We start from the raw sequence: 23,341 nt of genomic DNA, 5'->3' as shown, positions 1-23,341 counted from the left end.
GGACTCAGGCGTCCGCGCGCCGTACCGACACGCCCTGATCCATGGCCAATCGCGACACCACGATCACGCTGCTGCTCAAGGGCAACGCGGCGGCGCTGAACGCCGCGCTGCAACAGGCCGGCGCCCGCATCCGATCGTTTGCATCGGAGTCGCAGGCAGCGGGCCGCAAAGCTCAGGCTGGGTTGTCCGGCCTCCAATCCGAGATCCGTGGTGTCGCTGCGGGCTATCTGTCGCTGCGCTCCGCGCAAGGGCTGGCGCACATCGCGGACGAAGCGACCAATCTGCAAGGCCGGCTCAAGCTGGCGACCAAGACCCAGGAGGAATTCAACACCGCCTACAGCGGCGTGCAGCAGATCGCGCAGGCGACGCGCCAGCCACTGGCATCGACCGTCGACTTGTATGCGCGCATCGAGCGCAGCACGCAGGCATTGAAGTTGGGTCAGGATCAGTTGCTGGGGCTGACCCAGACGGTCTCTCAGGCAGTGGCGCTGAGCTTCACCTCTGGCGCGTCCGGTGAGGCCGCGATCATGCAACTCGGCCAAGGGCTTTCCGTGGGCCGGCTCGGCGGCGAGGAGCTGAACTCGGTCCTGGAGCAGACCCCGCGCTTGGCCGAGGCCATCAAGACGGGGCTGAAGGAACTCGGCGTCGAAGGCGCCGACAATCTCAAGAAGCTCGCGTCCGAAGGCAAGCTCACCACGACGCTGGTGCTTCGGGCGATTCAGTCCCAAGGCAAGTCGGTCGCCGAGGAATTCGCGAAACTGCCGGTGACCATCGGCGGCGCCATGACGCAGTTGCGCAACGCCTTCACCGTCACGGTGGGCGATATGGAGCGATCGACCGGCGCGGCCGGCGCCCTATCCACCGAAATTTCGTCGCTGGCGAGTTTCATTTCCAACTACAACGCGGCGCTGGTGACGGCGGGCGGAAGCGCCGATGCGGCCGGTCAGAAATTCAACGTGCTGGTGTCGATCGTTCGTGTCGCGGTCACCGCGTTTATCGGGTTGAAGGTCGGATTCCAGATCATCGGTCGCGTCATTGCCGCGCTGATGGTCAGCATCGAGAACTTCGGCCGCTACCTGATTCTTAACGGCCGGGTGATCGTCGCCTATGTCGAGGCCGTCAAGAAGGTCGCGCAGTTCGACTTCTCCGGGCCGGATCAGCTCTTCCAGGTCCAGCAGAAAGCCTTTGGCGACGCGAAGGGTCTGGTGCGGCAAACGGCCGAGGCCTGGCGCGCGGCCGGCGGTGACATGGCCGACGACATCGGCAAAGCCAATAGCCAGCTTGAGCTGCTTTGGAAAACCAGCGCGGATGCGAAGCCGGCGCAGGACTTCGCGGCGAGCGCCAAGACCATCGCGGACGGCGCGAGCAAGGTCAAAGGGAAGGCCGGCAGCGACAAGGACGATGCAAAGCGGAAAGCCGAAAAGAAGAAGGAGGAAGACGAACAGAAGCGCAAGGACGATGACCGCAGGAAGGAGCTGACCGAAGCGGTCGCGGCGGCCGAGAACGCGATTCTGCGCGTGCAAGGCAAAGAGCGAGAGGGGCGCGAGCGCGAGTTGACGGCGCAATACGCGCCGCTGCTGGCCGACATGAAGCGGCTCGGGGTTGTCGGTGAATCGACCCTGCGTTTGCATATCGATACCGAGTCGGCGCAGGCCGAGTTGCAGGAGCTTCAGGCCCAAGTCGAGCGCGTCTTCGGGGATCAGTCCCGACAGGAGCAATCGATCCAGACGCGACAGCAGGCGGGTCTGCTAACCGAGATCGGCGCGCGCCGGGAACTGATTGATCTGCATTCGCGCACTGCGGCAGAGGTGGACCAACTCCTGCCGAAGATGGATCAACTGGCGGCGAAGACCGGATCGCCGGACGCCATCGAGCGCGTGAAGGATCTGACCACGCAGGTGGCCGCGCTCAAGGTTCAGTCCAACGAGCTGGTCGTCACGCTGACCAACGGATTTGAAAGCGGTCTCAGCAATGCCTTAGAAGGCTTGGCGACGGGCACGTTGACCCTGCGCCAAGCCTTGACGGGCTTGGTACAGGACATGGCCCGGTCGCTGGCACAACTCGCCTCCCAGCAACTGGCAGCGCTGGCTACGGCCAAGCTGATGTCGTTGGTGAGCAAGATCGTCGGTGGGGGCAGGACGCCTGACGTGGCCCAGCCGGACCCCGTTCAGGCCGCCGCGGCCGGCGTCGCGTATGCCACGCCGATTACAGGCGCCTCGGTGGCGCTGGGCGTGGCTGGCGGTGTGGTTTTGAAGGCCGCAGCCGCGATGCAGTCGGCCGCAGCGACCCTATTGGCCGCTAACGCCGCCAAGAGCGCGAGCGGGTTCTTCGCTTCGGGCGGGTTTACCGGTACCGGGCCGAAGTACGCGCCCGCAGGCGTCGTCCACCGCGGCGAGTTCGTCCATCGTCGCGAGGTCGTGCGGCAGCCGGGTGCCCGTTCGTTTCTGGCGCGTTTCAACCGGATCGGCATGGCCGCACTCGACAACCTGCGCGGATACGCATCGGGCGGGTTGGTTACCCCAGCGCCGCGTGTCCCTAATCCGTCGCGGGCGCCGATGTCTGAGCGCGGTCCAACCCCATCGGAGTCCGGTCAGCGTGGATCGCAGATCACCAACGTGCTGTATCTCGACCCGCGAGAGATCGTGAACGTCATGAGCACCCAAGCTGGTCGTCAGGTCATCCTATCGACGATCCGAGCGAATGCTCCTACGGTTCGTCAGGACTTGGGGTGATCTCTTCGGAAAAGTACCGCGAGCCATCGGGCCAAAAGAAGCGGACTTGCTTGTTCTTCTCGAAGTCGAGGAGGAAACGATCGATGTTGGTGCCAATCTGAAGCGCTTGAAGTGAGTCCATTCCATGAAGCCACTCAGGCCCAAAAGGAAAGCCCACATACTCTACGCGGCACATGTGTTCATCATGAACATCAGCCTGTCCTCGACTCGTTCGAGACGGCGAGAAGACGCGAATCTCCACATCAAACCGACTGCCTGGCGCATGGTCCAGCGAATACATGAGTTGGCGACGCGCGATCACCTTCGGCGCATCAGGCGGCGGCTCCTTCATTGAGGTAGGGATGTACAACCCCTCGGGTGCCAAGTCCGGATGATCCCGATAAAGCGGATTGAGCACTTCAAGCAAGAGCTCACCCAACACGCGCGCCATACCGTCTCTCAGTCGGCGGAAATCCTCCTCCGGACAATGTTCTTTTGCCGCTATGAGAGTGTCATCGATCATCCGCGAAATGGCGATAACTCCTTCGCTAACCTGCTTGGCGACGTCTCTGTCCGTGATCACCTGTTCTTTTCCTTAAAGAAGTCTGTGTTGAGTGTATGAGCCTGCGTTCCGGAAATGCCAGCGACTACTATGACTTCCTCAATCAACTCGAAACCGCCTTGTGCTCGGAAGGGCATGCCTGGGGACTGCTCTATGCCGGCGCCGGTAACGGCACGTTGATTGGAACCGATGGTGCGGCCGGCGGCTACCTCGGCGGCTCTGGCTCAGTCGCCGAGGCGTTTACCGTGACTGCGCTGGATACCCAGCGCTTCCAAGTAGTCGGTGCGCTGGCCGGCGATCTGGGCGTCGCCACCGTCGGCCGGCCCTTCGAGCACGAACGGCTCCGCTTTCGGATCAACGCGGGATCGACCGCATTTGCGGTCGGCGATCGTTTCACGCTGAACACCTCGCCGCCATGGACCCTCGTGCGCCGATGGGGAGTGCGGAACCCGACCTTCCGAACGGGCAACTTCACCAACTTGTCCGCGCTGTTCGACAATGCAATGGATACCTGGGGCACACGCGCGGTGGCCGATCTACCCGCGACTGCCGGTATCGAGATGATCGGCTCGGCCGCCGTCCGGGCGATCACGATGGGCATCGGCGACTCGGGCGCACGCGGCGCGGCAGCCTTCGAACTACAGCGTTCCGACGATGGCGCAGCCTGGTCGCCGGTGCAGGCGTGGTCCGGTGTGCGGTGGCCTTCTGCGCGCGCGCGACAGACGTTCCTGGTGACGGCAAACTCGCCTGCCGCCCGACTCTGGCGCGTGGTGTTCTCGGCCACGAATGGGGCGACGCCGCTGGATTGCAATGATCTATCGTTCCATACCGACGTCAACGCCGACTTCGAACTGGAGGACCGTGCGCAGTGGATCGTAAAGGCCCCTGGCTTGGACGGCCGCCAGTCGATCTTCATCGGCGCGGAGCTGTTTGAAGATCCCGCACGCGCGGCATACAACCTCAATTGGTACGGCTTTCGCAGCCACAACCCATTGCTCAGCCTGCGCACGCAGGTCAACAATAGCGGACTGCGGCATTTGCCGCTGCGCAATGGACCGTTTGCTTACTGGCTCGCTATTAACGGTCAGCGCGTCGTGATCGTAGCGCGGATCGGCACGGTCTACGTCAGCGCGTATCTGGGCTTTGCGACCGCCTACGAGCCGCCTTCGATCCATGAGTACCCGCTGATTGTCGGCGCATGTGGCTCGGCCGAGAGCGGCACGCCCGATACGACCGATGCCAATTTCCGCAGCTTTTTCGACCCAGGTCGCTTCGGCTTGGCGGCGAACTACCCCGACAATGTCTGGCGATTGCACTGCAATCGATACGCACAGGGTGCGAACGACTACGGCGACACCGACTACGCCAAGGTTTATCCGAGCGCGGTGTCCACCGGCGGGGATCGCGCTTATCTGCGTGACAACCTCGATGGCTCCTCGCCACTGTTCCCACTGATCCTCGGTTCGTCGTCTCCGAGGCACCCGTGGGGCGAGTTCGACGGCTGCGCCTGGACGACCGGATTTTCCACCGCTTCGGAGTCGAGGATCGAACACGATGGCGCGACGTGGCTGGCGTTTCAGAACGCGTTCCGTATCTCGCCCGACAACTATTTCGCTTTGAAGATGGACTGATGGCTTACGCAACCTCGGCCGCGAACGACCCTAATGAACTGCTCGATAAGCTGCGCCTGTTCGCGCAAAGCTCCGGGTGGTCGATCGACGGGCTACGGGATCGTCCTGCCAATGCAGGAAAGGCGCTCAGCCTCCATGCGGCCAACGTTTACGCGACCTTCGTGTCGCAGCTCGCTGGGGGTGACGGCAACAGTCCAGCCCCCTTTCTCGGCTCGTTCGGCCATACCGGCTACACCGCCAATCCAAACCCGGACATCCAAGCCGATGCGAGCAGCATCGTTTGGGCTAACTACGTCCAGGGCCCGTACAGCGCGGTGCATTTCTTCGGTCGCACCGCGCCACAGCCTTACCTGCACATCGTGCTGGAGACGCAAGCCGGCACCTTTAAGCATTTCGGCACCGGCCGATTGATTACCGCAGGAGTCGTCAACTCTGGTCAGTACATTTACGGGAACCAGTGGTACTACTCCGCAAACTACATCAACAGCCCGGATTCCCCGTATCACAGCATCGCGTTCGATGACACCTACTACAACTACACCGCGCCGTGTACGCGCATCCGAGCGGACTTTGAGGGCATCGCGCCACGCTGGCATGCGACGAGCGGCGACAGCAATGATGCTCGGCGGTTGTTGGCAGGTTGGCGCGGTAAGGCGGCGCCGATCAACCTGCTGAAGGATGTCGGACACAGTGCGCTCACTGGCCGCGCGCCGGGGCAGCCGCTGTGGTGTGCGGTGCCGCGTGGGGCTGGCCTGTTCTCGGACGTCGGCCATCCCCCGGATATGCGATTCATCCGCCTGGACAGCTACGCGCCCGGCGAAGAATTGTCGCTGGGCACCGATCGCTGGAAGGTCTTTCCCGTCCACCGAAAGAACGGCCCGCCCGGAACCCCGAATAGCGGTGTCTACGGCTACGCCTACCGCATCACCGAGTAATCCGACCTCTTCATGATTTGGCCCGCCCTCTGGCCGCTGACCTTCAGCGGTCAGGGCGACTATTTCAAATCGCCACCGTTCTGGAATGGGCAGGCCAGCGGCGCGCTTGGTGCCGAGCCCGGCTTCGGCCCACGCGCTGCCGACGTGCCCGGCTTTGTGGCCGACCGCCGCGTCGGCGCATCGCAGGCGATGTTTGGCGACGACTTCTTCGATCGTATCCACGTCGAGCCGCAGGTCCTAAACCTGGGCAATGTCAGCAGCGTGCAGCACCGCGCGGTGCGCGTGTGGAATGCTTACCGCGCCCGCGCGCTGACGTTGACCGACGCCAACTTATCGGGTGGCGAAGGCATTGTTCTGACGGCGCCTGGCGCAGCGCCGCTGCCGTTCGCGCCGATGTCGGAGCGGACGTGGGAGATCGCGGTCGGCACCGATGGCCCGCCAGTGATCTCCGCGACGCTGTCGTTCCGGTTCCGGTTCGATGGATTCGACGCGATTGCGGTGGTCATCACCGGTCAGCGCGTCGTCGCCTGGGCGTTCGCACCGGATTGGTCGCGCGGCGTATTGGAGCGGTTGGCGTGGAAGACCGACATCCTGACCAGCCCGACGCAGGTCGAGCAGCGGCGTGGCCTGCGCTCCGCGCCGCGGCGCTCGTTCGAAGCGACCATGATCGTGGATGGGCGCGAACGCGTGTTGCTTGATTTGGCCGTATTCGGTTGGGGCGGCCGAACCTGGGCGCTGCCGATCTGGCCCGATGTGCAGTGGCTGTCTAGCGAGCATGCTCTGGGCGTGCGCGTCATCGCCTGCGATCCCAGCCAACGCGACTTCCGCGTCGGCGGCCTGGTGCAACTGCGCGGCAAGACCGCGTTCGATGTCGAAGTCGCCGAAGTCGAGGTGATCGGCGCTGTGTCGATCACGCTACGTCGTCCAACGACGAAAGTGTGGCCGCGCGGCACCCGACTGTATCCGGTGCGGACCGCGCGGCTGGCCGAACCCCCGAAAGTAACGCGTCTGACGGATCAAGCAGCGTCGGTGAGCGCCCGATTCGATGTGGTCGAAGCCTGCGATTGGCCGGTCATTACGAACGCCCCAATGTATCGCGGTTACCCGGTGCTGGCTCAGCGGCCGGATGAGACCGAGAGGTTGTCGAATGGCTGGCAGCGTGCGCTGCTTACCCTGGACAACGAGTTCGGGCGGCTCTTTGTGTTGGACCCCGCCGATTGGGCTGCACCGACGCAGGGGCATCAGTGGCGCATGCACGGTCGTGCCGAGCGGTCGGCCGTGCGGTCCTGGCTGTACACGCTGCGTGGCCGCCAACAGGCCGTATGGCGGCCCACCCACGCCGACGACCTGACTTTGGTCGCCAACGTCGCCGGCACGGCGACAGCGCTGGACGTGGCCAACGTCGGCCTCGCCCGTTTTGCGGGCCTGCGACCCGGCCGGCGCGACGTGCGGATAGAGCTACGCGGCGGTCAGGCGTTCCACCGCCGGATTACGGCAGCGGTTGCGCTGGATGACGACATTGAGCGCCTGACGGTCGATGCCGCACTGGGCGTGGACATGCGACCTCGCGATATCCAGCGCATCAGCTTCTTGGTGCTGAGTCGCGGCGATAGCGACGAAGCGGAAATCGAACACCACACCGACAGCGGCGGCGCCGCCGACGCTGCGATCGTCCTGCGCGCTGTGCGCGACCCTGACACCGACACACCCGCGCCCGCGCCCGCATGAGCTTCGAACAGCTGGAACGATCGACTGCCGCGGGCAACCCGCGGCGGCTGTACGAGTTTGTGCGCGGCGCACAGCGCTGGCGCTACACCGGCGGCGACCGCGACTTCGCGCTCGATACGCAGGTCTATGGCGCCGTCGCCATCCACGACGACGGCATTCGCCAATCCGGCCACACCGCCAGCGACATGCTCACCATCGCCGCGCCGGGCGATTTCGAGGTGGCGCGGCTGTATCGCGGCTTGCCGCCCTCGAGCGAGGTTGCGGTTGTGGTCCGGGATGTCCATGAGGGCGATGGCGATGCACGAGTGGTCTGGATGGGCCGGATCGCGGGCGTCAATCGATCTTCGCTGGAAAGCACCGAGGTGCGGTGCCAATCCCTCGACGCCGCGCTCGGGCAGCCGGGCCTGCGATTGGCGTGGACACGCGGTTGTCCGTACAGCCTCTACGACCGCAATTGCCGGGTCAATCCCGAGTCCTTCCGCGTGCCGGCGTCGCTGACGACGCTCAGTGGCAACGTCATCACAGCCGGTGTCTTCGGCCAGTACCCGGATGGCTGGTTCTCCGGTGGATTCCTCGCCTGGGATCTCGGCGAAGCCGGCCTGGAGCGACGCGGCATCCGCTCGCACGTCGGTGAGCGGCTTGTCCTGCTCGGTGCCGGCGACGGCCTGCGTGTTGGCCAGGCCGTCATCGCCTATCCCGGTTGCGGCCGGGCGATGGCGATCTGCCACAACAAGTTCAACAACGCGCCGAACTACGGCGGCGTCCCCGGTCTTCCCGGCAAATCGCCGTTCGACGGCACTCCCATTTTCTAGAACCGGTACTACGCATGAACATTTGGGTCCAGCTCGCGATCTGGGTCATCAGCTACTTCGTCTCGGTGGCCGCGCGGCCGAAACCGCCGCAGGCCAAGCCGGCAGCCTTCGGCGATTTCCAGTTTCCCCAGAGCACCGAAGGCACGCCGCAGGCGGTGGTGTTTGGCGATGTCTGGACGCCGGACTGGATGGTGCTGGGCGTCGGCCAGTACCGCACGCAGGCGATTAAGCAAAAAGGTGGGAAAAAGTGAGTGGTGCTATTTCACCCCGCACAAACCACAAGACACTGCGCAGTACTGTGCCTTCTGCACGTTCGTATAGAACGTATTGGAACAGAAGCCATTTGCGACCCAGGTTTGGCACTGGCTGGAGGTGTTCTGGCAGGCGGGCAAGGCACTACGCGGCTTAAGTCCGGTGTAGCCACCTGCTATCGGGGTTTCGTTAGGGCCAACAAGGAGTTCTACTGCCGAACCTCGTCGGTACGCTTGCCTATACCTCTCCTGAGTCATGCTGGTGCCCGCGACCCACCGGCCGTTCGGGCTCAGTGAGGACGGAGTGTTGGACGGCCCCCCCAGGGTGCCAAGACTCTGCATTTCCCCAGAGGGGGTCCACGAAAAGGCAATCTGAGCCCCTGCCGGTGTGTCTGTCGCGCCAATGACTCGACCGTTGTCCGCGATCTCGCGTGCGTACACTTCTGTTCCTTCAAGAATTCCCAAGTCCAGCCCCTCTTCGTTGGCAGGGATATCGACAGGGGCCCATACAAAGCTGCGCGACCGACCATCGCTCGCGATGTATTGGCCGATGACCACTCCCGCTTCATTCATTTCCGTAGCGAACACTTGCTGCGTATCTGCCGCTTCGCGAGGAATTCGGCGCAGAAATGTCGGCTGGCTCCCAGAGGGGGGCCATCGCACGGCGTACTTGTCGCCGGTTGCATCCTCACAGGTTCCAGCAACATACCCCGCCGAGTTGATCGCGACGGCCATGCAACTGGTTCCACCCGGAAGGTCGGGAAGTGTTGTTACGGAATAGCCGCCGAGAGCGTTCGGAGTCCACTTAACCGCCACGTAGCCACTTTGGCGCTGGTCACATATTCCGGCGGCCTTGGGAACTGCGGCGGAGTCGATGGCTTGCACGCGGCATTCTGTAACCGTTGTCAGCAAGGGAGGTAACGCTCCGGGAAGGGGCAGCGAGGTGGCCGTTTCTTCTCCATTTTTCCAGATCACCGGGAAGTCCCTGCCGCCGGGACTGGTGCTGATGCCGATGATGGCTCCCGCTGCATTTATTGAAGTGGCCGTCGCACGGTCATCACCAATAAGGCCGAGCAGATAGGTCGGCAGCGCGGATGGCAGTGTCGGAGTCCTCCATACAACAGGCAGGCTCCTGCCTGTGGGACCGAACGAACAGTTGCCGGCGACCTGTCCATCGCGGGCTATTCCGAGCACATCGCAAGGTCCGCCGAAGGTGCCCAACGACATCGCCACAGTACTGCCACTGGTCCAGTAGGTGGCGGGAAAGTCGCCGGCCTTGTTTCGGCACTGTCCCGATGCTGCTCCGGAATCGTTGATGCCAATGACAGTGCACGACGATCCCTCGGAGGCGCTAGCAGCAACTGGCGCGGATCTCGCAGCGGCGAAGGCCAGAACTGCCATACCTACGAAAGTTAATACCGAAAGCTTCTGCATAGCAGCACTCCTTCAGAGAAACTAAGTTGCTAGTGACTACGATCCCAAAGATCTTGTATGTAACGGAAGAAAAATGGATCACAAAGTGAGTTTTGGTGAGTCGTTCAAAGCAAGGCATAGTGGGAATTCAGAGTGTCGCGGGGTTAAAACGTTGATCGTGACGCTGGGCCATCTTCGCCGTGTTCCCGGTTTCAGTGGGCGTCTCGGTTTCTGCAGTCACGGTGGCCGCGAGTGGTTCGCCTATTACGGCCTGGACTGGAGCGCCTTCGTGCGCGAAGGCATCGACGTGGAAGCGCTGGAAGCGACCGGCGATGCGCTGGGCTTGCACTTGGCCGCGTTCGCGCGCGCGGAGGCTTTGGTTGGGCAGCAGTAAGAAGCAAACTGTCGGCCACCGCTATCTGTTCGGCCTGCACATGGGCTTGTCGCGCGGGCCGCTGGACGAGATTGTCGAGATCCGTGTCGGTGACCGCGAAGCCTGGAAAGGCTCGATCACGAAGACGAGTCGCGTCTACATCAACAAGCCCGATCTGTTCGGTGGCGACAAGGGCGAGGGCGGCATCAAGGGTTGGCTGGATGTGCTGATGGGCGATGCCGCCCAGGCGGTCCTGCCGATGCTGAGTGCCCTGCACGGTACGCCGACGCCGGCATTCCGTGGCGTCACCACCCAATACTTCGACGGACAGATCGCGGCCAACAACCCGTACCCCAAGCCATGGAAGATGCGAGTGCGTCGCGCACTGGCGGGTTGGGACGGCGCACCGTGGTATCCCGAGAAGGCGGTCATTCCGCTGGCGAATGGCGCGATCCGTGCGATGAACCCGGCGCACATCCTGGTTGAGTGCCTGACCAACCGGGATTGGGGTCGGGGTCTAGATCGTGGCGTGCTGGACGAAGCCAGCTATCGCGCTGCGGCCGACGTGCTGCACGCCGAAGGGTTCGGACTGTGCCTGCGTTGGAACCGGCAGTCGTCGATCGCCGACTTCATGCAGGTGGTCATCGATCACGTCGGCGCGGCGCAGTACACCGACCGCTCGACCGGCCGGCTGACATTGAAGCTGCTGCGGGACGATTACCGCGTCGAAGACCTGCCGATGTTCGACAACGAGTCGGGCCTACTGGCTATCGAGGAAGATGAGGGTGGCGCCCAGGACGGTGCGATCAATCAACTGATCGTGACGTGGTACGACCCGATCAAGGACGAAGAGCGCCAGATCCGGGTCGAAGATCTGGCCGGCATTCAAGCCACCGGCGGCGTTGCGTCCAGCACTACGGAATACAAGGGTCTGCCTACGGCAGAACTGGCAGGGCGCGTGGCAACACGCGACCTGACCATCGCCTGCTCGGGTCTAAAACGATTGAAGCTGCGGTTCGATCGCCGCGGTGCCGTCCTGGCGCCAGGCGGCGTGTTCCGTATCCGCGATCCGTTTCGCGGCCTGGACAATTTGGTGCTGCGCGTGGGCACGTTCGATGACGGCAAGCTGGCCGAAGGTGCGATTACCGTCGCCGCGGTGCAGGACGTGTTCGGCCAGCCTGCGACGGCGTATCTGGAGCCGCAGCCACCCGTCTGGACCCCGCCGGATCGTGTGCCGCAGCCGTCGCCTAACCGGCGATTGATCGAGGCAAGCTATCGGGATCTTGCAACGGCGCTCAATGCAACGGCACTGGCGGCGGTGCCGGTCGATGCCGGCGCGGTATTGGCCGTAGCCGAGCAGGCGACGGGGTTGGCGCTGAACTACGTGCTGACCACGCGGGTCGGCAGCGGCGAGTTCACCGAGGCCGATGTCGGCGATTGGTGTCCGACTGCAGTATTGGCCGATCCCATGGAGGCTGCGACGCTCGTCGTGCAGTTGGCGTCGGGCAGGGGACTGGATCAGGTCGCCGCCGGCACTGCCGCGCTGATCGAGGACGAGGTGGTGCGGGTAGTCGCGATCGATCCGCAGGCGCAAACGGCCACGCTGGCGCGCGGCTGCGCGGACACCGTGCCGGTTCCGCACGCGGTCGGTGCGCGCATCTGGTTCTTTGATGACTACGCAGCAAACGATCCGAGCGACTACAGCATCGGCGAAACCGTGCAGGCCAAGTTGCTGACGCGCACGTCGAGCGAACAACTGGACCCCGCGCTCGCACCGGTGGACACGATCAAGCTGGCACAGCGGCAAGCGCGGCCGTATCCGCCCGGTGATCTGAAACTCAACGGACTGCGCTATCCGGCGTCGATCGACGGTGACCTGGCCGTATCCTGGGCGCATCGCGATCGTCGCCTGCAGGCGGATCAGTTGGTCGATCACGGACAAGGATCGATCGGACCCGAGGCCGGAACGGCGTATGTCGTGCGGCTGCTGGACGCCATTGCGGGCCAAGCGCTCGACAGCCCGGCGGCGATCATCGGCACTAACTACGCATCCCCGTTGCGTGGCGCGTATCGCTTGCACGCGGAGGTCGGAACGACGCGCGACGGCCTGACCAGTTGGCAGAAGGCCGGTCACACTTTCTACTTTAAGAACGGCCTATTGCGCACCGAGGTCGGCGACGACTTAGTGACTGAGGCCGGCGATTTCATTTTGGCGGACTAACGATGGCGAATTTTAAACTCTCGCAGCTGCCGACAGCGGCTGCACTGACCGGCGATGAACTGATCCTCATTGTCCAAAGCGGACAGACCCGGCGAAGCACCGCGGCATTGGTCGCGGACTTACGCAAAGGATCGTGGCAAGCACCTAGCCTAAATGCTCCCTGGGCCAACTATGGCGATCCATTCACCACTGCGGCATATCGGAGAGACGCCAATCGCGTCCAACTACGCGGCTTAGTCAAAGGAGGTACTGGCAGCAGCGTTGTTCTCACGCTGCCGGCCGGATTTCGCCCGGGAGGTCAATTGCTCTTTGCGGCAGTCAGTGATTCCACCGCACCGACACGCATCGACGTTAAGCCGAATGGCGAAGTACTGCTATCGACGCCGCAGAGCGACGTGATGGGCTGGTTGTCGCTTGATGGTGTGACCTTTGTTGCCGAATAGCGGGGCGCAAATCGGGCTGATCTCTGTCTCCTCCCGCACAAGAAAAAGGGCTTCGAATCCGAAGCCCTTGTCTTATCTCCGATCGCAGTACGATTGCCGCGCGAGCCGTGCTGTCGCCGGAAAGCGCTGCCCTCCTCGTCGAGTCGAACTAACCCCAGGGGTTGGAGTGCATCCAATTCGCCGGGGTCAGTTCATTTCCAGAGCTTTGTCGTTTATCGCCATCCACTTACTCAAGCGTGATGTCGCTTTATAGTTTTTTATCGGGCCGGAAGGCTGCACGCAAATATCTGGGCTTATAATTTTTTCTTTACTTTCAATTCTTCTAGAAATTCCACGGCCCGCTGATTTCCGTGTGCCGCAGCCCTCGCTAACCAAAAGTGCCCTCTCAATGCGTTCTCTTCCCCAGGCTTTCTCGCCATTACGAAGCCGAGATTATATTCGCACACCATGTCGCCGTTCTCGGCGCAAATTGTTAGCCATTTGAAAGACTCATCGTACTCAAGGCGCCCCCTTTCATAGTATTCATACAACTTCTTCGCCGCTTCAGCAGAGCCAGAGAGGGCGTCTTTCTTGGCGGCATTCAATTCGTCCGCAGGCATATTGAAGCCTCCGGCCAAGGCCGCAGACATAAATAACTTCGCGAGGATCATCATTTTTAGCTCCTACTTAACTAGCGGACTGAAGAGGAGATACCGCCCTGGTGCCGCCATATTAGGCCCGGACTGTCCGTCGGCAGCCGTGTATGATTGCCATGTTGCTCCCGAATTTGGTGGGGCGACCGTTGTAATCTTACGATCAGCGGCCCAAACAAAACTAGACGCACCCCACACAGCGGTCTTCAGCTCATTTGCCAGCGCTTGAGCTGGCGAGGTAGGCAACCATGGCGCTCGAACCCCAGCGTTGCATGCTATCAATTGAACAGGTGTGCCCGGCCGCCAACGTGGATCAGACTTAATTATATTCGCCAAGGCAGTGGCACTAAGTATATTTTTTTGTGCGTCAACGAGCCCTGCTGGACTCGCGTGAGCCGCGACACTAAATGCGCCGGGCATTGATAGCGCGCCATTCATATTGACATATCCTGGGTCTGAAGGCGCCACCAACGTAATATCTGCTAGCCCGAGCGGGTCGCGTGAGTTTGTTGGGCGGGCCCTTACGTAAGCGTAGGTGTTTATCCCACCAAGCTGTCCAATGGGGTCGCTTTGTGCATAACGACCTGTGCCGGGGTCGTAGTCGCGGAAGTAGTTGTAGACAAGTCCGCTGCCGGCATCGAATCGCTGCCCCGGAAACCGCAGGTTGAACACGAAGGCGGTGCCGTCCAGATCGGGATCCTGGTTAGGAACGTCCTTGCCAAAAGCTTCGCCCTTCGCGCTCCACGTCCAGATCGCCACGTTGCGGGTAGGGTCGATGACTGCGCGCGGCGTACTGAGATGATCGGTCTCAACGTACTTCGCGGACTGCGTGGTGCCGCTACCGACGAGGACGCCAACCGGCGTACCGTCCAGCCAAACCGCTTGCTGCTTAGCGACTCCGGTGGCCGCGTAGTCGCCAATCCAATTGCCGGCCTCGTCGTACAGCGTGTACGTATCGACAGTACCGTCCGGCTTAATGATGGCTACACGTTCGCCGATTGCGTTGTAGCGGTAGCCCGCTTTGATTACACCATTGAGCTTGACCTGACTCAGCCGATCACTGGGGTTGTAAGTGAACTCCTTGGCCGTGCTGCCAATGCTGGTCGTGTTGCCCACCGCGTTGTAGGTGCGGTTAACGGTGCCAACCCGGGTAAGGCGGTGTTGAGTATCCGGATAGACGTACGTCGTAGTCGCCGTGCCCTGCAGAACGCTGAGTCGGTTGCCGGCTCCATCGTAATCGTAAGTCTCCAATGCAGTGCCAGTCGCGCCATCCCGGGTGACCTTCAATCGCCCTAAGGTGTCGTAGTCGTACTTAGCCTGGAACGCGCTTTCCAGGCCGTCCTTCAGTTCGGTCAGATCGCCGACTTCGTTGTAGCCATACCCCACTGACAGGCCGCCGCTGGCGCTGTCGAACACCGTTTTGGCCCGATAGTCCATATCGTAGCTTCGGGTCAGAGTGCGACCGTTCCCGTAAGTCCAGCCGGTGGCCGGGCCGAAAGGCTCGTAGGAGGCATTGGTGAGCAGCACGGAGCGCGCGCTGCCGTTGGGCTTAACGCCAATCTCCTTGACGCGCGACCTAGTGTCGCGAATGTAATCCACAATCGTACCATCCGGATACGTCAGGCTTTTAAGCTGACCCGCATTGGTATAAGCGTATCGGAGGGTGAAGCTCTTGCCGGCTAATGTCTGGATCTTGCGGACGATTTGGCCGAATCGGTCGTAGCAGTACAGCAACTCCGTGCCGTCCGTTCGCATTGCGGTAACGCGACCGGAAGCGAAGGTTTCGCCCACGGTACAAGCCGGGTTGACAGTGTCGTAGAAGTACTCGACGTCAGCGCTTCCCGTGCCATAGGAGACCGTCTTCGGCCGCCCTAGCGCATCGTAAGTATACGTGTGCGCGGTGGAATCATTGGCGTCCTTCTTCGTTGCCAAAAGACCGGCCGCGTTATAGGTGTAATCCGTAACACCCGTATCCGGGCTGGTCAGCTTCGTCTGATCTCCGAAGCCGTTGTACACGTAAGCCGTGGATAACCCCTTGGGATCTACTATTCCAGCCACCCGATCAAATGGGTCGTATTCCAATCGGGTTTCAACAGCCAGCCCACCCACATCCTGCAAGGTCTTCTTGAGACGGCCTAGCCCATCGAAGGTCTGATCGGTTTTTCGTCCCAGAGCATCGGTCGTTCGGTCGGGATTGCCGCCGACGTCATAGCGGAAACTGGTTGCATTTTGGAACGCATCCTTCAAAGCCTCCAACTGACCCAGCGCATTGAATGTACGCGACAGGGTGCGCCTGACGGTTGTGCCGCCGGCCTTGACGTCTTCCTGCTTGCGGTTGCCTGCGTTGTCCAGGGTGTAGTGGATAACATCTCCGAGGTTGTCGGTGATGTCCGTCAGTCGCAACGCGGCGTCATAGGTGAACCGAGTGTACGTTCCGTCTGGCAGAGTGATCTTCTTGACCGAACCACTGGGGGTGTACTCGAACCGTGTGATTCGGTCATCGGTCTCTACTGAATCATCTGCGCCACGAACCTTCTGGGCGGATAGACGGCCCCGCAGGTCATACTCCGAGTTCGTGACGATGCCATTGGCGTCCTTCGACGCCAGGATTCGACCAGCGCCGTCGTACGCCAGGTACTCCAAGGTCTGACCCATCGGGAAGTTGGTTTTCCGCGGATCTCCCTTCCGGTAAGGGCAGTTCCCGCCGGGCGTGGCGCAGCCCGGCGCGTCACTGACGTAGTAGTCATAAACAGTTATATCGGCGACATCGGCGCGGGGGCCATCTACGGACTTCAATGCACCCACGGTGGCGCAGGCTGAGCCCGGGGTGGCCAAATCAGCCTCTTCGCAGTAGGTCTGCGTGGTGATTCGCTGCTCGCCCGTCTTCGAATCTTTACGAACGACCGAGGTCAACTGTCGGCGGGTGTTATACGTGTAGTCGGTCTGGGCGATTAGATTGCTCGTCCCATCATTGGCTTGAATCCGTATCGGCCGCGACGTCCCGGGTTCAAATGTGGTGACGATAGTCCGCAACACCGCATTGTTTAGGAGCGTCTGAACGGTCTCTGAGTTGCTGCTGTATTTCCGGATCGTGGTCAAGCCGGCGTTATCGGTCTCGGTAACGATGTCGTCGTAGCCGGTATAGGTTGTCGAGGTGACCAGGCCGCCCACGGCCTCCTCGCGTACAGGCCGTCGCCAGACATTTGGCTCGAAGTCCGTGACCTCCACTCGGCCGCTCGGAAAGGTCACCGTGGTCTGAGTAGGCTGATAGGCATACGTGTACTTGGCCGGCCCGTTCGTCGATTCGATCAGGCGGCGTAAGTCGTCGTATTGATACTCGCGAGGACGTTCACCGCTCTCCAGAATCGAGTTGATCAGCGACGTGCCGGGCTCGTAGCCGTATTTGAACAATTCACCACTGTCGTCCGCCACCCGATCGAGGTTGCCATCGGGCGTGTACTCGTAGGTGATCAGCCGCCCATCGGGCATCAGCGCTGCCGAAACCATGAGCGTGCGCTCGCTGTCGGCGTACTCATAAATATACTTGACCGAGCGGCCTAGGTACTCCGCGCGCTCCATACGGCCATGGGTATCGTATGTAAATCGGACCTCTTGGTTGCCGTTGTACGTGATGCTTATAGGTTTCTCGGCGTTTGCTTCAGCGGGGTCACGGAACTCGATCGACATGCCCGGAAACTCGACCCGGACTGCATACTTGGAATTCGCGTAGTACTTCATCGCGGTAGCCGAGCGATCATCGGAGCTGCGATACCGTTGGGCGTTGTCAACAAAACCAGACGATCGCGTCAGATCGATCTGTTTCCCATTGGGAGTCGTTAGAACAAGAGACTGATTGCCATCGCTTGACATCATCAAGCGGTAGTCAAAGGGGCCACGCCAACCGCGGCCGAACGTGCCGCCTACATCGGTGGAGTCGTACTGACGAATCAAATCCAACGGGCCATAGCCACTCGCGTCAGTTACGGTCTCATGCTTTGAGCCTCTGGAGATATCGCAGGGGTTGCCCTTGATCGGCGAGCAGTGATTAGGCTGCCCGACTAGCTTGGCCGTGTTCAGACTGTGTACGGTCCACTGATCCTGAGTGTAGTAGTCACCATACGGGTCGTGAGCTGGTCCGGTATGCAGGATATCTGGGGGGTCCCGCAAACCCGTGAATGGCTGTGGGTCTCGAAAGAAATTTCCGTCGAGGTTTTTGACGTAGTCGTGATTGGTGATGCGTTCGCGTGAAACCATTTCAATAATAAGGTAATCATAGTCCCAATAAGGCCTGCAGGTGGGATCGTCTTCTTCGAAGACGTAGACTTTCGTTCGCCGAATCTGGGAGTCAACGGGATTGGGGTAATTGCTCCAGCCCTCATCCTCGAAAATAGGGGGGCAAGCACGCCGCGCCGTGCCCCAATTATTGGTCATGCTTTGCTTGAAAGCTGCGACGGCTTCCGATTCACTGAGAAACCATTTCACGACGCCATCGACAATGGAGCTGTACTGGAGCGGGCCTGGACTCGTTGCGAAGTGAGAACCGGTGTACTTGTACTCGGCGCCTGAGCCACTCACTTTGTTTAGCTTGACGTTCTTAAGCGTCGCATTTACAGGTGAGGATGCCCATAAGTATTGCTCGGCGGCACTTCGACTGGTGAACTCCTTGTTCTCCAACTCATGGCCGGAGTTATCGTAGATCGTCAGCCGCCAGTTCCAGGGCGTAATTGGGTCCTGTGCCCATGCCGAGTTGAAGCCTGCAATGAGGAACAGCCCGAAAATAAACTGCCTGAGTTTCATAAGCCTCCCTGTGTCGGAGCGCACCATTCGCTCGCTCCATCGGTTGAATGTTGCACTGTTCAAGGCCTGCTCCCGCATGAAATTTGTCGATAGGAACCGTGATAAGAATCCGGCTGCTGCCTCTTCACCGGTGCAAGGCATTGCCACGCCTTGTATGGAGGCGCGACGGTTGTTTGTGATGGTGCGGAAACCGCCGACGCATGAGGGCGTTCGGCGTCCCGTTGGAGTAGTGGCGCCACGTGCGCCCAAGAATTCCCTGTCCTTGTCATGTTCATCCTTGGCGATCAGCGGTTGCAGCTGAAACGATTGCGAACCAAGCGCTTCCCACGCCTTATCCGAGATAATTTCCTACAAGTATTGTGACATGCAACGGTCTCCAACCGTGAGATCAGCTAGTTTCTGAATACACTGAAGAATCATTTGCGGGTAGAGTCCTCCACCGCAGTTACCGCTTTGCAACGGAGGGCTTCGTCGGCTGGCGGAAGACTTTTGTGCTTTGGATTACGTGAGGGGTGATCGGCGTGCCGATCGAGCAGTTCCGAACGCAGGATGGCAACGTGATGCGGCGCCGTCAGGCCGAAGCGGACCTCGCCGCGGAACACCCGCAGTACCCGGACTTCGATCTCTTCGCCGATCAAAAGTGCTTCCACCGGAACGCGCGATAGCACCAGCATCATCGCGCCTGCCACAGGGTAGGAGACTGCAGAACGTAATCCTCACAAGCGTCCCTAATCTGGATGCTCGCATCAGACCACCGCAGCAGATCATCGAGGTCGTCGGGTGTCATGAAGCGCACAACGCATTCATTCTCTCCACCGATTCGTGGCGCCCATACTTCGGCTGCTACCCCATAGGTCAGGTGATGGTGGCGCGCACGCGCCGTGGCGGCGGCTATGCATGCCTCACGCGTGGCGAACGGCACGTAGTTCTCCACGCCATCGACTGCTACGCGCCAGTTCAACGAACCGCGGTAGACAACTTGAAATATCACAAAGGGCATGGTCACCATCCCTCGTACTCCTTCAGGACGCCGATCCCACGAACGAACCCGTCACCGATCCACTGCGGGCAGTACGACCGTCCCAGCATCTGATCGGGGTGAGTAAACAGACTTCGCATCTCGCGCTCTTCCGCGCAACTTGAGTCCGGGAACAATGCCCAGAAGCTAAGGTCGATGACTTCGTGACTCGGCAAGGTGAGCCAAGCGTGGAGGCTCACGCGCGCTCCCTGCGCGATGCCGGTACGCAACATCTGCTCAAGCCCCTCTATCGGCGTGTAACACAACCGCTGCCCGTTCTGACGAACGTAGCCGAGCGTAAAGGCCAGCGGCACCTTCAATTCCGCCTCCAACATCGTTCGAACCGCCGCAGTGATGCCAAAGCGCTGCGTCGCGACAACGTCCTCGCTAAGGTGGCCGATAGAGCGATGTAGCTGCCATCGAACGGCCGCAATGGCGCTCGGCGACGCATACCGCACTGGCAATGGCTCCATCGCGGGCGGACGCAGTCCCCAAAGTATAGATCGCGCCTGAGCCGCAACGAATGCAGCCTCGTAACGACCAGCAGCGTACTGCGCGGTTCTGTTTGGCTCAGGAATAAAAAGCCGGCGTAACCAATTCGGCAGCAAGGGACGCATATACGCCGGTGACTCAAGTCGGGACACAAAGCTCTCCTGTCCGCCCCTGTCGGGGCGGTGCGGCTGAGGTCGGATTGAAGGAAACGGTTAGGCTGTGCGCGGTGCGGACGTGCGCGCCTGTTCTTGTGATGGTTCTTCTACAGCGACTGCGCCCTGGCGCTTGTTGACAGCGCCGACCTGCTGAAATGACGCGTCGACCGGGATCTGCGCCGCTACTGCAGTGTTGACCTGTACCCTTTTATGGGCGGGGTCTTGCAGATCGCCCTCGACAACAAAGATATCAACGCCGGATTTAGCTGCGTTTCCTGGGACTACGTGGTCAGCGCGCTGCAGACCGCTCTGCTTGGCGCTGGCAAGGGAGGCGGCGACAGTGCGATCACCTGATTCGTCGAAGCTCATGCCCTGCCGCGCGTAGATCGCTTGCACGCCTGAATTGATGGTGTCGTGCATCTTGTGATCGGGATGTCCTGGCTGGCGTGGATCATGTGGACGGTCGCCGCCCGACGGTAAATAGCCGTGCGCGTCCTTGAAGGGACTCTCCGCAGGCTTGTCTGGAAGGAGCCTGCCGATCTCGTCCGCCACGCCCTGAACACCGCGCAGGCTAGAAGCACCGACAGAGACCCCGCCTCGGATACTTTCGATGTCGCCTCTGTATTTGTCGAACATGGGCCGATGCTTATCGGCGAGTTCACGCGCCTGCGGTTGCGCGAGTATCGATCGGTCCGGCCGACCGTTGCCATCGGTGTCGAGGAAATGATGCATCCGATGAGAGTCGCCCCCGGTGACAGCCGCCTTGACCGGATTTCTGATGTCCCACTGACTGCCGTTGTCGTCGTAGCCCGCCGCCTTCATTCCGTTCAACTCGACGGGCTCGGCGTACATCTGCACTTTTCCGAAGTGCTTGCTCGCCGCGCTGACTACGTCGCCGGCCATGACGTGGTTGACGATCTGATTTCCGCCCTCGGGTATGCGGTAGCCGAGATCGGCCGCGCCGTAGGGATTGAAGGTCTCGCCGTTTAAATTTAGCTTCGCGGCAGTGATCTGGGCGAGACAGCCGCCTAGGGAGTGGCCGGTAACCGTGACTTGGGGTTCCGGTCCTCCGAAACGATCTTGATGGGCCTTGGCCATATCAATTGCGGATTTTGTGAATTCAAGCGCATCAGCTGCCTGAGCATTTGCTCGCTTTGCGACCATGCCGCCATCAGCAATCAGCCCATCCTCGAAAGGCTGATTGTCGAACTCGCTGCCACGATGGGCGACGATGATCTCTTTCGTGTCTAGCCGCTGATAGACCGTCCCTTGGTATCCGGACTCTTTATCGACGTGGGCCAGGATGGCGTATCGCACGCCATCTATAACCGGATACTTATCTTCAGACTTACTGAGGTCTGGACTACGATAAGCGTCCTGCGCGAGGTTTGCGTACTGCTGCGTCGTCATGGTCATGGTCATGGTTGCACCATCTTGGCGGTCATGGTGATGCTGAACAAATCGTCGCGGAGCGACTCTTTGAAACCATCCGGACCGGCTGATCCGTTATCGGGGTATCCCTCGATTTTTTTATCCCTCGGGTAGCCGCCGCGCCAGTAATAAGTCGTTAACTGCGGCTGCGTGGCTAGATCCTCCGCATAAAGCGTCGCGCGGAAACGTGTATCTGATGCAGCCCCAGTGGCCTGGAACCGAACGCTAGCCACTATTGGCTTGAAATGGCAAACCCCATGCCCGAAATAGTCGCCATCGACTAACCCGTCCAATGCAAATTGGCAATGGTACGTGCTGTCTCCGGTCTTCGTTAGAGCAACCGGAAGCAGCGTTGAAATAGGAGTCGTTTGAACACCTGAGAAGGATTCAGCTGGTGGTAGGCAGTCCATATTGGTGATGTCGTATTGCATGAACGCCGCCGCGACTGAGAAAGGACCCGGCGCTTTGTCGGTCGTGATGGTCAAGTCGAAGACTTGAGTGGGGTTTGGATTCTGTTTGTACGTGGGCATCTTGGTTCCAGATTTGCTTGAGCACCCACTCGTCGCGAGCATTGCGCAGATGAGCGTTGCGGCCATGGTGATCAGTCGTTTTTTCATGTCTTTCATCCGTGATCGGCGCTTATTTTGGGGGCGCAATCTAGAGACGGGCTTCGCATGCCGGCGCAACATCGCGCAGCTGCAAAACCTCCTCGATCAACGCCTTGCGTGAGTAAATGAACCCGGTCGAATAGGCGCACGATAACGCTAGTACCACGGCGTAAACGGGGATGATTTCGGGGTAGGTATAAGCCAAGTTAAGGGAAATCAGCGTCAGCCCCTGCATAACGGCAACTGTCCATGAGCCAGCGGCGCCTATGGCTAGAGCACGGGCGCGACGACGAACCGGCCCTATCGCTTCGAGGCGGGTGTTTCCCCATCGAACGAACAAGTACTGGTAAAGAGCTACCACCAGCCGAGTCCGCAATAGGGCGAACCAAACGTGGGACGCCAATGAAGCTGCTGCGGCAATCCACGCTACGGTCACCATCCCACTCATCTGTAACTTCACTGCAACTACCAGAGTGGCAATTGAGAGAATCATTGCAAGGGGCGCAGCGATGGCTGACGTCTCAATGGCTTTCTCGTCGCCGAGCCATACGTGAACATCCGGATTAAGAGCATTGCGGTTCATGCCGGTTCCTTGGAAATGATCTGCAAAGATTTCTACCGCCGCTCATCGCTGAAGAATGGGCGTCGTGCAAGCGGAGTAGAAGACCTCGCATGACTTTCCAGGGTTGCTTGATTCACAACTCAACAAGGCGTCGCGGCCGGTGCCCTCTAGGTCAGGCCCCCTCGCATAGCCTCGGTATGACAACTCACCCTTCACCGGCTTTGCGATTCCAGCAATGGCCGCACATTGGTGGTTGTACGCGAGCACAATTTTGCAGCCAGTTACTCCGTCCTCTCGGCACAATTCCAGGGCTTCCTTCTTCGCCTTGGACTTGGTTAGCTGGTTCTTCGATACGCCGATGGCTCCCCCGCCGGCTTGTACCGCGATTGCCCCCCACGTCTTGACCCATTTCGGTCCTGGAGGCGGGGATTGCTCTCCCTCGGGGATGGGAATGCAAGAGTTCAAACCCGGTGAGTTTTGTTCGTAGTAGCCCTCGGGGCATCCTCTTTGGGCGAACACTTGCAGAGGAAACAGAGCCAACAGCGTCAGTGTCAGAGTCATTCTGT

The 23,341-nt window shown here is 60.7% G+C and carries 20 protein-coding genes; 9 read left to right on the top strand and 11 right to left on the bottom strand.

The window, feature by feature from the left end:
* The first annotated feature begins 41 nt into the window (after nucleotides 1–41).
* Entirely contained in the window at nucleotides 42–2,732 is a 2,691-nt protein-coding gene (locus LG3211_RS22170) for a tape measure protein (protein ID WP_057944731.1), read from the top strand.
* Here LG3211_RS22170 and LG3211_RS26075 read toward each other — a convergent pair.
* Nucleotides 2,707–3,294 (bottom strand): hypothetical protein, encoded by a 588-nt coding sequence (locus tag LG3211_RS26075; protein ID WP_148649094.1) that lies wholly within the window; start codon nucleotides 3,292–3,294, stop codon nucleotides 2,707–2,709. The genes LG3211_RS22170 and LG3211_RS26075 overlap by 26 nt on opposite strands.
* A gap of 35 nt (nucleotides 3,295–3,329) precedes the next feature.
* Between LG3211_RS26075 and LG3211_RS22160 the strand changes: the two genes are divergently transcribed.
* From LG3211_RS22160 to LG3211_RS22140, 5 genes are read left to right on the top strand one after another with little or no spacing between them, the layout of a single operon-like run.
* Nucleotides 3,330–4,904 carry a hypothetical protein gene (locus LG3211_RS22160; protein WP_057944729.1) on the top strand — a complete coding sequence of 525 codons (1,575 nt, stop codon included), beginning with the start codon at nucleotides 3,330–3,332 and terminating at the stop codon, nucleotides 4,902–4,904.
* The gene (locus tag LG3211_RS22155) at nucleotides 4,904–5,839 is read left to right on the top strand and encodes a hypothetical protein (protein WP_057944728.1); all 936 of its coding nucleotides are present in this window, start codon (nucleotides 4,904–4,906) and stop codon (nucleotides 5,837–5,839) included. The genes LG3211_RS22160 and LG3211_RS22155 overlap by 1 nt, the downstream gene beginning before the upstream one ends.
* A gap of 12 nt (nucleotides 5,840–5,851) precedes the next feature.
* The gene (locus LG3211_RS22150; RefSeq protein WP_057944727.1) at nucleotides 5,852–7,567 is read left to right on the top strand and encodes a hypothetical protein; all 1,716 of its coding nucleotides are present in this window, start codon (nucleotides 5,852–5,854) and stop codon (nucleotides 7,565–7,567) included.
* Nucleotides 7,564–8,379 carry a phage BR0599 family protein gene (locus tag LG3211_RS22145; protein WP_057944726.1) on the top strand — a complete coding sequence of 272 codons (816 nt, stop codon included), beginning with the start codon at nucleotides 7,564–7,566 and terminating at the stop codon, nucleotides 8,377–8,379. Before LG3211_RS22150 ends, LG3211_RS22145 begins: the two co-directional genes overlap by 4 nt.
* A gap of 14 nt (nucleotides 8,380–8,393) precedes the next feature.
* Nucleotides 8,394–8,630, top strand: a complete 237-nt coding sequence (locus LG3211_RS22140; protein ID WP_057944725.1) for a hypothetical protein — start codon at nucleotides 8,394–8,396, stop codon at nucleotides 8,628–8,630.
* Nucleotides 8,631–8,636: 6 nt separating this feature from the next.
* Here LG3211_RS22140 and LG3211_RS25165 read toward each other — a convergent pair whose 3' ends face one another.
* Nucleotides 8,637–10,064, bottom strand: coding sequence for a hypothetical protein (locus tag LG3211_RS25165; RefSeq protein ID WP_083512760.1), 1,428 nt, complete (start codon nucleotides 10,062–10,064; stop codon nucleotides 8,637–8,639).
* 73 nt (nucleotides 10,065–10,137) lie between these two features.
* On the opposite strand from LG3211_RS25165, the gene LG3211_RS22135 reads away from it, so the two are divergent.
* Genes LG3211_RS22135 through LG3211_RS26070 form a run of 3 tightly spaced genes read left to right on the top strand, consistent with a single transcriptional unit; the run spans nucleotide 10,138 to nucleotide 13,080 of the window.
* Complete coding sequence (locus LG3211_RS22135; RefSeq protein ID WP_237049795.1) at nucleotides 10,138–10,437, top strand: hypothetical protein; 300 nt, start codon at nucleotides 10,138–10,140, stop codon at nucleotides 10,435–10,437.
* The gene (locus LG3211_RS22130; RefSeq protein ID WP_057944723.1) at nucleotides 10,424–12,637 is read left to right on the top strand and encodes a phage tail protein; all 2,214 of its coding nucleotides are present in this window, start codon (nucleotides 10,424–10,426) and stop codon (nucleotides 12,635–12,637) included. The genes LG3211_RS22135 and LG3211_RS22130 overlap by 14 nt, the downstream gene beginning before the upstream one ends.
* Before the next feature lie 2 nt (nucleotides 12,638–12,639).
* Complete coding sequence (locus LG3211_RS26070; protein ID WP_148649093.1) at nucleotides 12,640–13,080, top strand: hypothetical protein; 441 nt, start codon at nucleotides 12,640–12,642, stop codon at nucleotides 13,078–13,080.
* Nucleotides 13,081–13,373: 293 nt separating this feature from the next.
* Here the strand turns inward: LG3211_RS26070 and LG3211_RS22125 are convergent, their stop codons facing one another.
* The 9 genes from LG3211_RS22125 to LG3211_RS27600 all read right to left on the bottom strand — a co-directional run bounded on the left by LG3211_RS22125 (nucleotide 13,374) and on the right by LG3211_RS27600 (nucleotide 23,336).
* Nucleotides 13,374–13,733 carry an SEL1-like repeat protein gene (locus tag LG3211_RS22125; protein WP_057944722.1) on the bottom strand — a complete coding sequence of 120 codons (360 nt, stop codon included), beginning with the start codon at nucleotides 13,731–13,733 and terminating at the stop codon, nucleotides 13,374–13,376.
* 9 nt (nucleotides 13,734–13,742) lie between these two features.
* Entirely contained in the window at nucleotides 13,743–18,536 is a 4,794-nt protein-coding gene (locus LG3211_RS22120; RefSeq protein WP_057944721.1) for an RHS repeat-associated core domain-containing protein, read from the bottom strand.
* A gap of 389 nt (nucleotides 18,537–18,925) precedes the next feature.
* The gene (locus LG3211_RS25160) at nucleotides 18,926–19,186 is read right to left on the bottom strand and encodes a carbon storage regulator (protein ID WP_222837546.1); all 261 of its coding nucleotides are present in this window, start codon (nucleotides 19,184–19,186) and stop codon (nucleotides 18,926–18,928) included.
* Nucleotides 19,183–19,518: a hypothetical protein gene (locus tag LG3211_RS22115; protein WP_057944720.1), complete on the bottom strand. Its 336-nt coding sequence runs from the start codon at nucleotides 19,516–19,518 to the stop codon at nucleotides 19,183–19,185. Before LG3211_RS22115 ends, LG3211_RS25160 begins: the two co-directional genes overlap by 4 nt.
* Complete coding sequence (locus tag LG3211_RS22110) at nucleotides 19,512–20,171, bottom strand: hypothetical protein (protein ID WP_148649092.1); 660 nt, start codon at nucleotides 20,169–20,171, stop codon at nucleotides 19,512–19,514. Before LG3211_RS22110 ends, LG3211_RS22115 begins: the two co-directional genes overlap by 7 nt.
* 60 nt (nucleotides 20,172–20,231) lie before the next feature.
* Nucleotides 20,232–21,596: an XVIPCD domain-containing protein gene (locus tag LG3211_RS22105; protein WP_057944718.1), complete on the bottom strand. Its 1,365-nt coding sequence runs from the start codon at nucleotides 21,594–21,596 to the stop codon at nucleotides 20,232–20,234.
* Complete coding sequence (locus LG3211_RS22100; RefSeq protein WP_148649091.1) at nucleotides 21,593–22,222, bottom strand: hypothetical protein; 630 nt, start codon at nucleotides 22,220–22,222, stop codon at nucleotides 21,593–21,595. The genes LG3211_RS22105 and LG3211_RS22100 overlap by 4 nt, the downstream gene beginning before the upstream one ends.
* Before the next feature lie 40 nt (nucleotides 22,223–22,262).
* On the bottom strand, nucleotides 22,263–22,796 hold the full coding sequence (locus LG3211_RS26065) for a hypothetical protein (protein ID WP_148649090.1): 534 nt from the start codon (nucleotides 22,794–22,796) through the stop codon (nucleotides 22,263–22,265).
* A 42-nt stretch (nucleotides 22,797–22,838) separates the two neighbouring features.
* Entirely contained in the window at nucleotides 22,839–23,336 is a 498-nt protein-coding gene (locus LG3211_RS27600; protein WP_425479985.1) for a DUF4189 domain-containing protein, read from the bottom strand.
* Nucleotides 23,337–23,341 lie beyond the last annotated feature (5 nt).

The organism is Lysobacter gummosus (genome assembly GCF_001442805.1).
Classification (GTDB): domain Bacteria; phylum Pseudomonadota; class Gammaproteobacteria; order Xanthomonadales; family Xanthomonadaceae; genus Lysobacter; species Lysobacter gummosus.
This window is presented reverse-complemented; position numbering and strand designations above follow the sequence as displayed.

Excerpts from the sequence above, each read along its gene's own strand:
- LG3211_RS22150 (WP_057944727.1), top strand. The coding sequence starts at position 5,852 with ATGATTTGGCCCGCCCTCTGGCCGCTGACCTTCAGCGGTCAGGGCGAC.
- LG3211_RS25165 (WP_083512760.1), bottom strand. The coding sequence starts at position 10,064 with ATGCAGAAGCTTTCGGTATTAACTTTCGTAGGTATGGCAGTTCTGGCC.
- LG3211_RS22170 (WP_057944731.1), top strand. The coding sequence starts at position 42 with ATGGCCAATCGCGACACCACGATCACGCTGCTGCTCAAGGGCAACGCG.
- LG3211_RS25160 (WP_222837546.1), bottom strand. The coding sequence starts at position 19,186 with ATGATGCTGGTGCTATCGCGCGTTCCGGTGGAAGCACTTTTGATCGGC.
- LG3211_RS22115 (WP_057944720.1), bottom strand. The coding sequence starts at position 19,518 with ATGGTGACCATGCCCTTTGTGATATTTCAAGTTGTCTACCGCGGTTCG.
- LG3211_RS22105 (WP_057944718.1), bottom strand. The coding sequence starts at position 21,596 with ATGACCATGACCATGACGACGCAGCAGTACGCAAACCTCGCGCAGGAC.
- LG3211_RS22120 (WP_057944721.1), bottom strand. The coding sequence starts at position 18,536 with ATGGTGCGCTCCGACACAGGGAGGCTTATGAAACTCAGGCAGTTTATT.
- LG3211_RS22135 (WP_237049795.1), top strand. The coding sequence starts at position 10,138 with ATGGATCACAAAGTGAGTTTTGGTGAGTCGTTCAAAGCAAGGCATAGT.
- LG3211_RS27600 (WP_425479985.1), bottom strand. The coding sequence starts at position 23,336 with ATGACTCTGACACTGACGCTGTTGGCTCTGTTTCCTCTGCAAGTGTTC.
- LG3211_RS22160 (WP_057944729.1), top strand. The coding sequence starts at position 3,330 with ATGAGCCTGCGTTCCGGAAATGCCAGCGACTACTATGACTTCCTCAAT.
- LG3211_RS22100 (WP_148649091.1), bottom strand. The coding sequence starts at position 22,222 with ATGAAAAAACGACTGATCACCATGGCCGCAACGCTCATCTGCGCAATG.
- LG3211_RS26065 (WP_148649090.1), bottom strand. The coding sequence starts at position 22,796 with ATGAACCGCAATGCTCTTAATCCGGATGTTCACGTATGGCTCGGCGAC.
- LG3211_RS26070 (WP_148649093.1), top strand. The coding sequence starts at position 12,640 with ATGGCGAATTTTAAACTCTCGCAGCTGCCGACAGCGGCTGCACTGACC.
- LG3211_RS22155 (WP_057944728.1), top strand. The coding sequence starts at position 4,904 with ATGGCTTACGCAACCTCGGCCGCGAACGACCCTAATGAACTGCTCGAT.
- LG3211_RS22145 (WP_057944726.1), top strand. The coding sequence starts at position 7,564 with ATGAGCTTCGAACAGCTGGAACGATCGACTGCCGCGGGCAACCCGCGG.
- LG3211_RS22140 (WP_057944725.1), top strand. The coding sequence starts at position 8,394 with ATGAACATTTGGGTCCAGCTCGCGATCTGGGTCATCAGCTACTTCGTC.
- LG3211_RS22125 (WP_057944722.1), bottom strand. The coding sequence starts at position 13,733 with ATGATGATCCTCGCGAAGTTATTTATGTCTGCGGCCTTGGCCGGAGGC.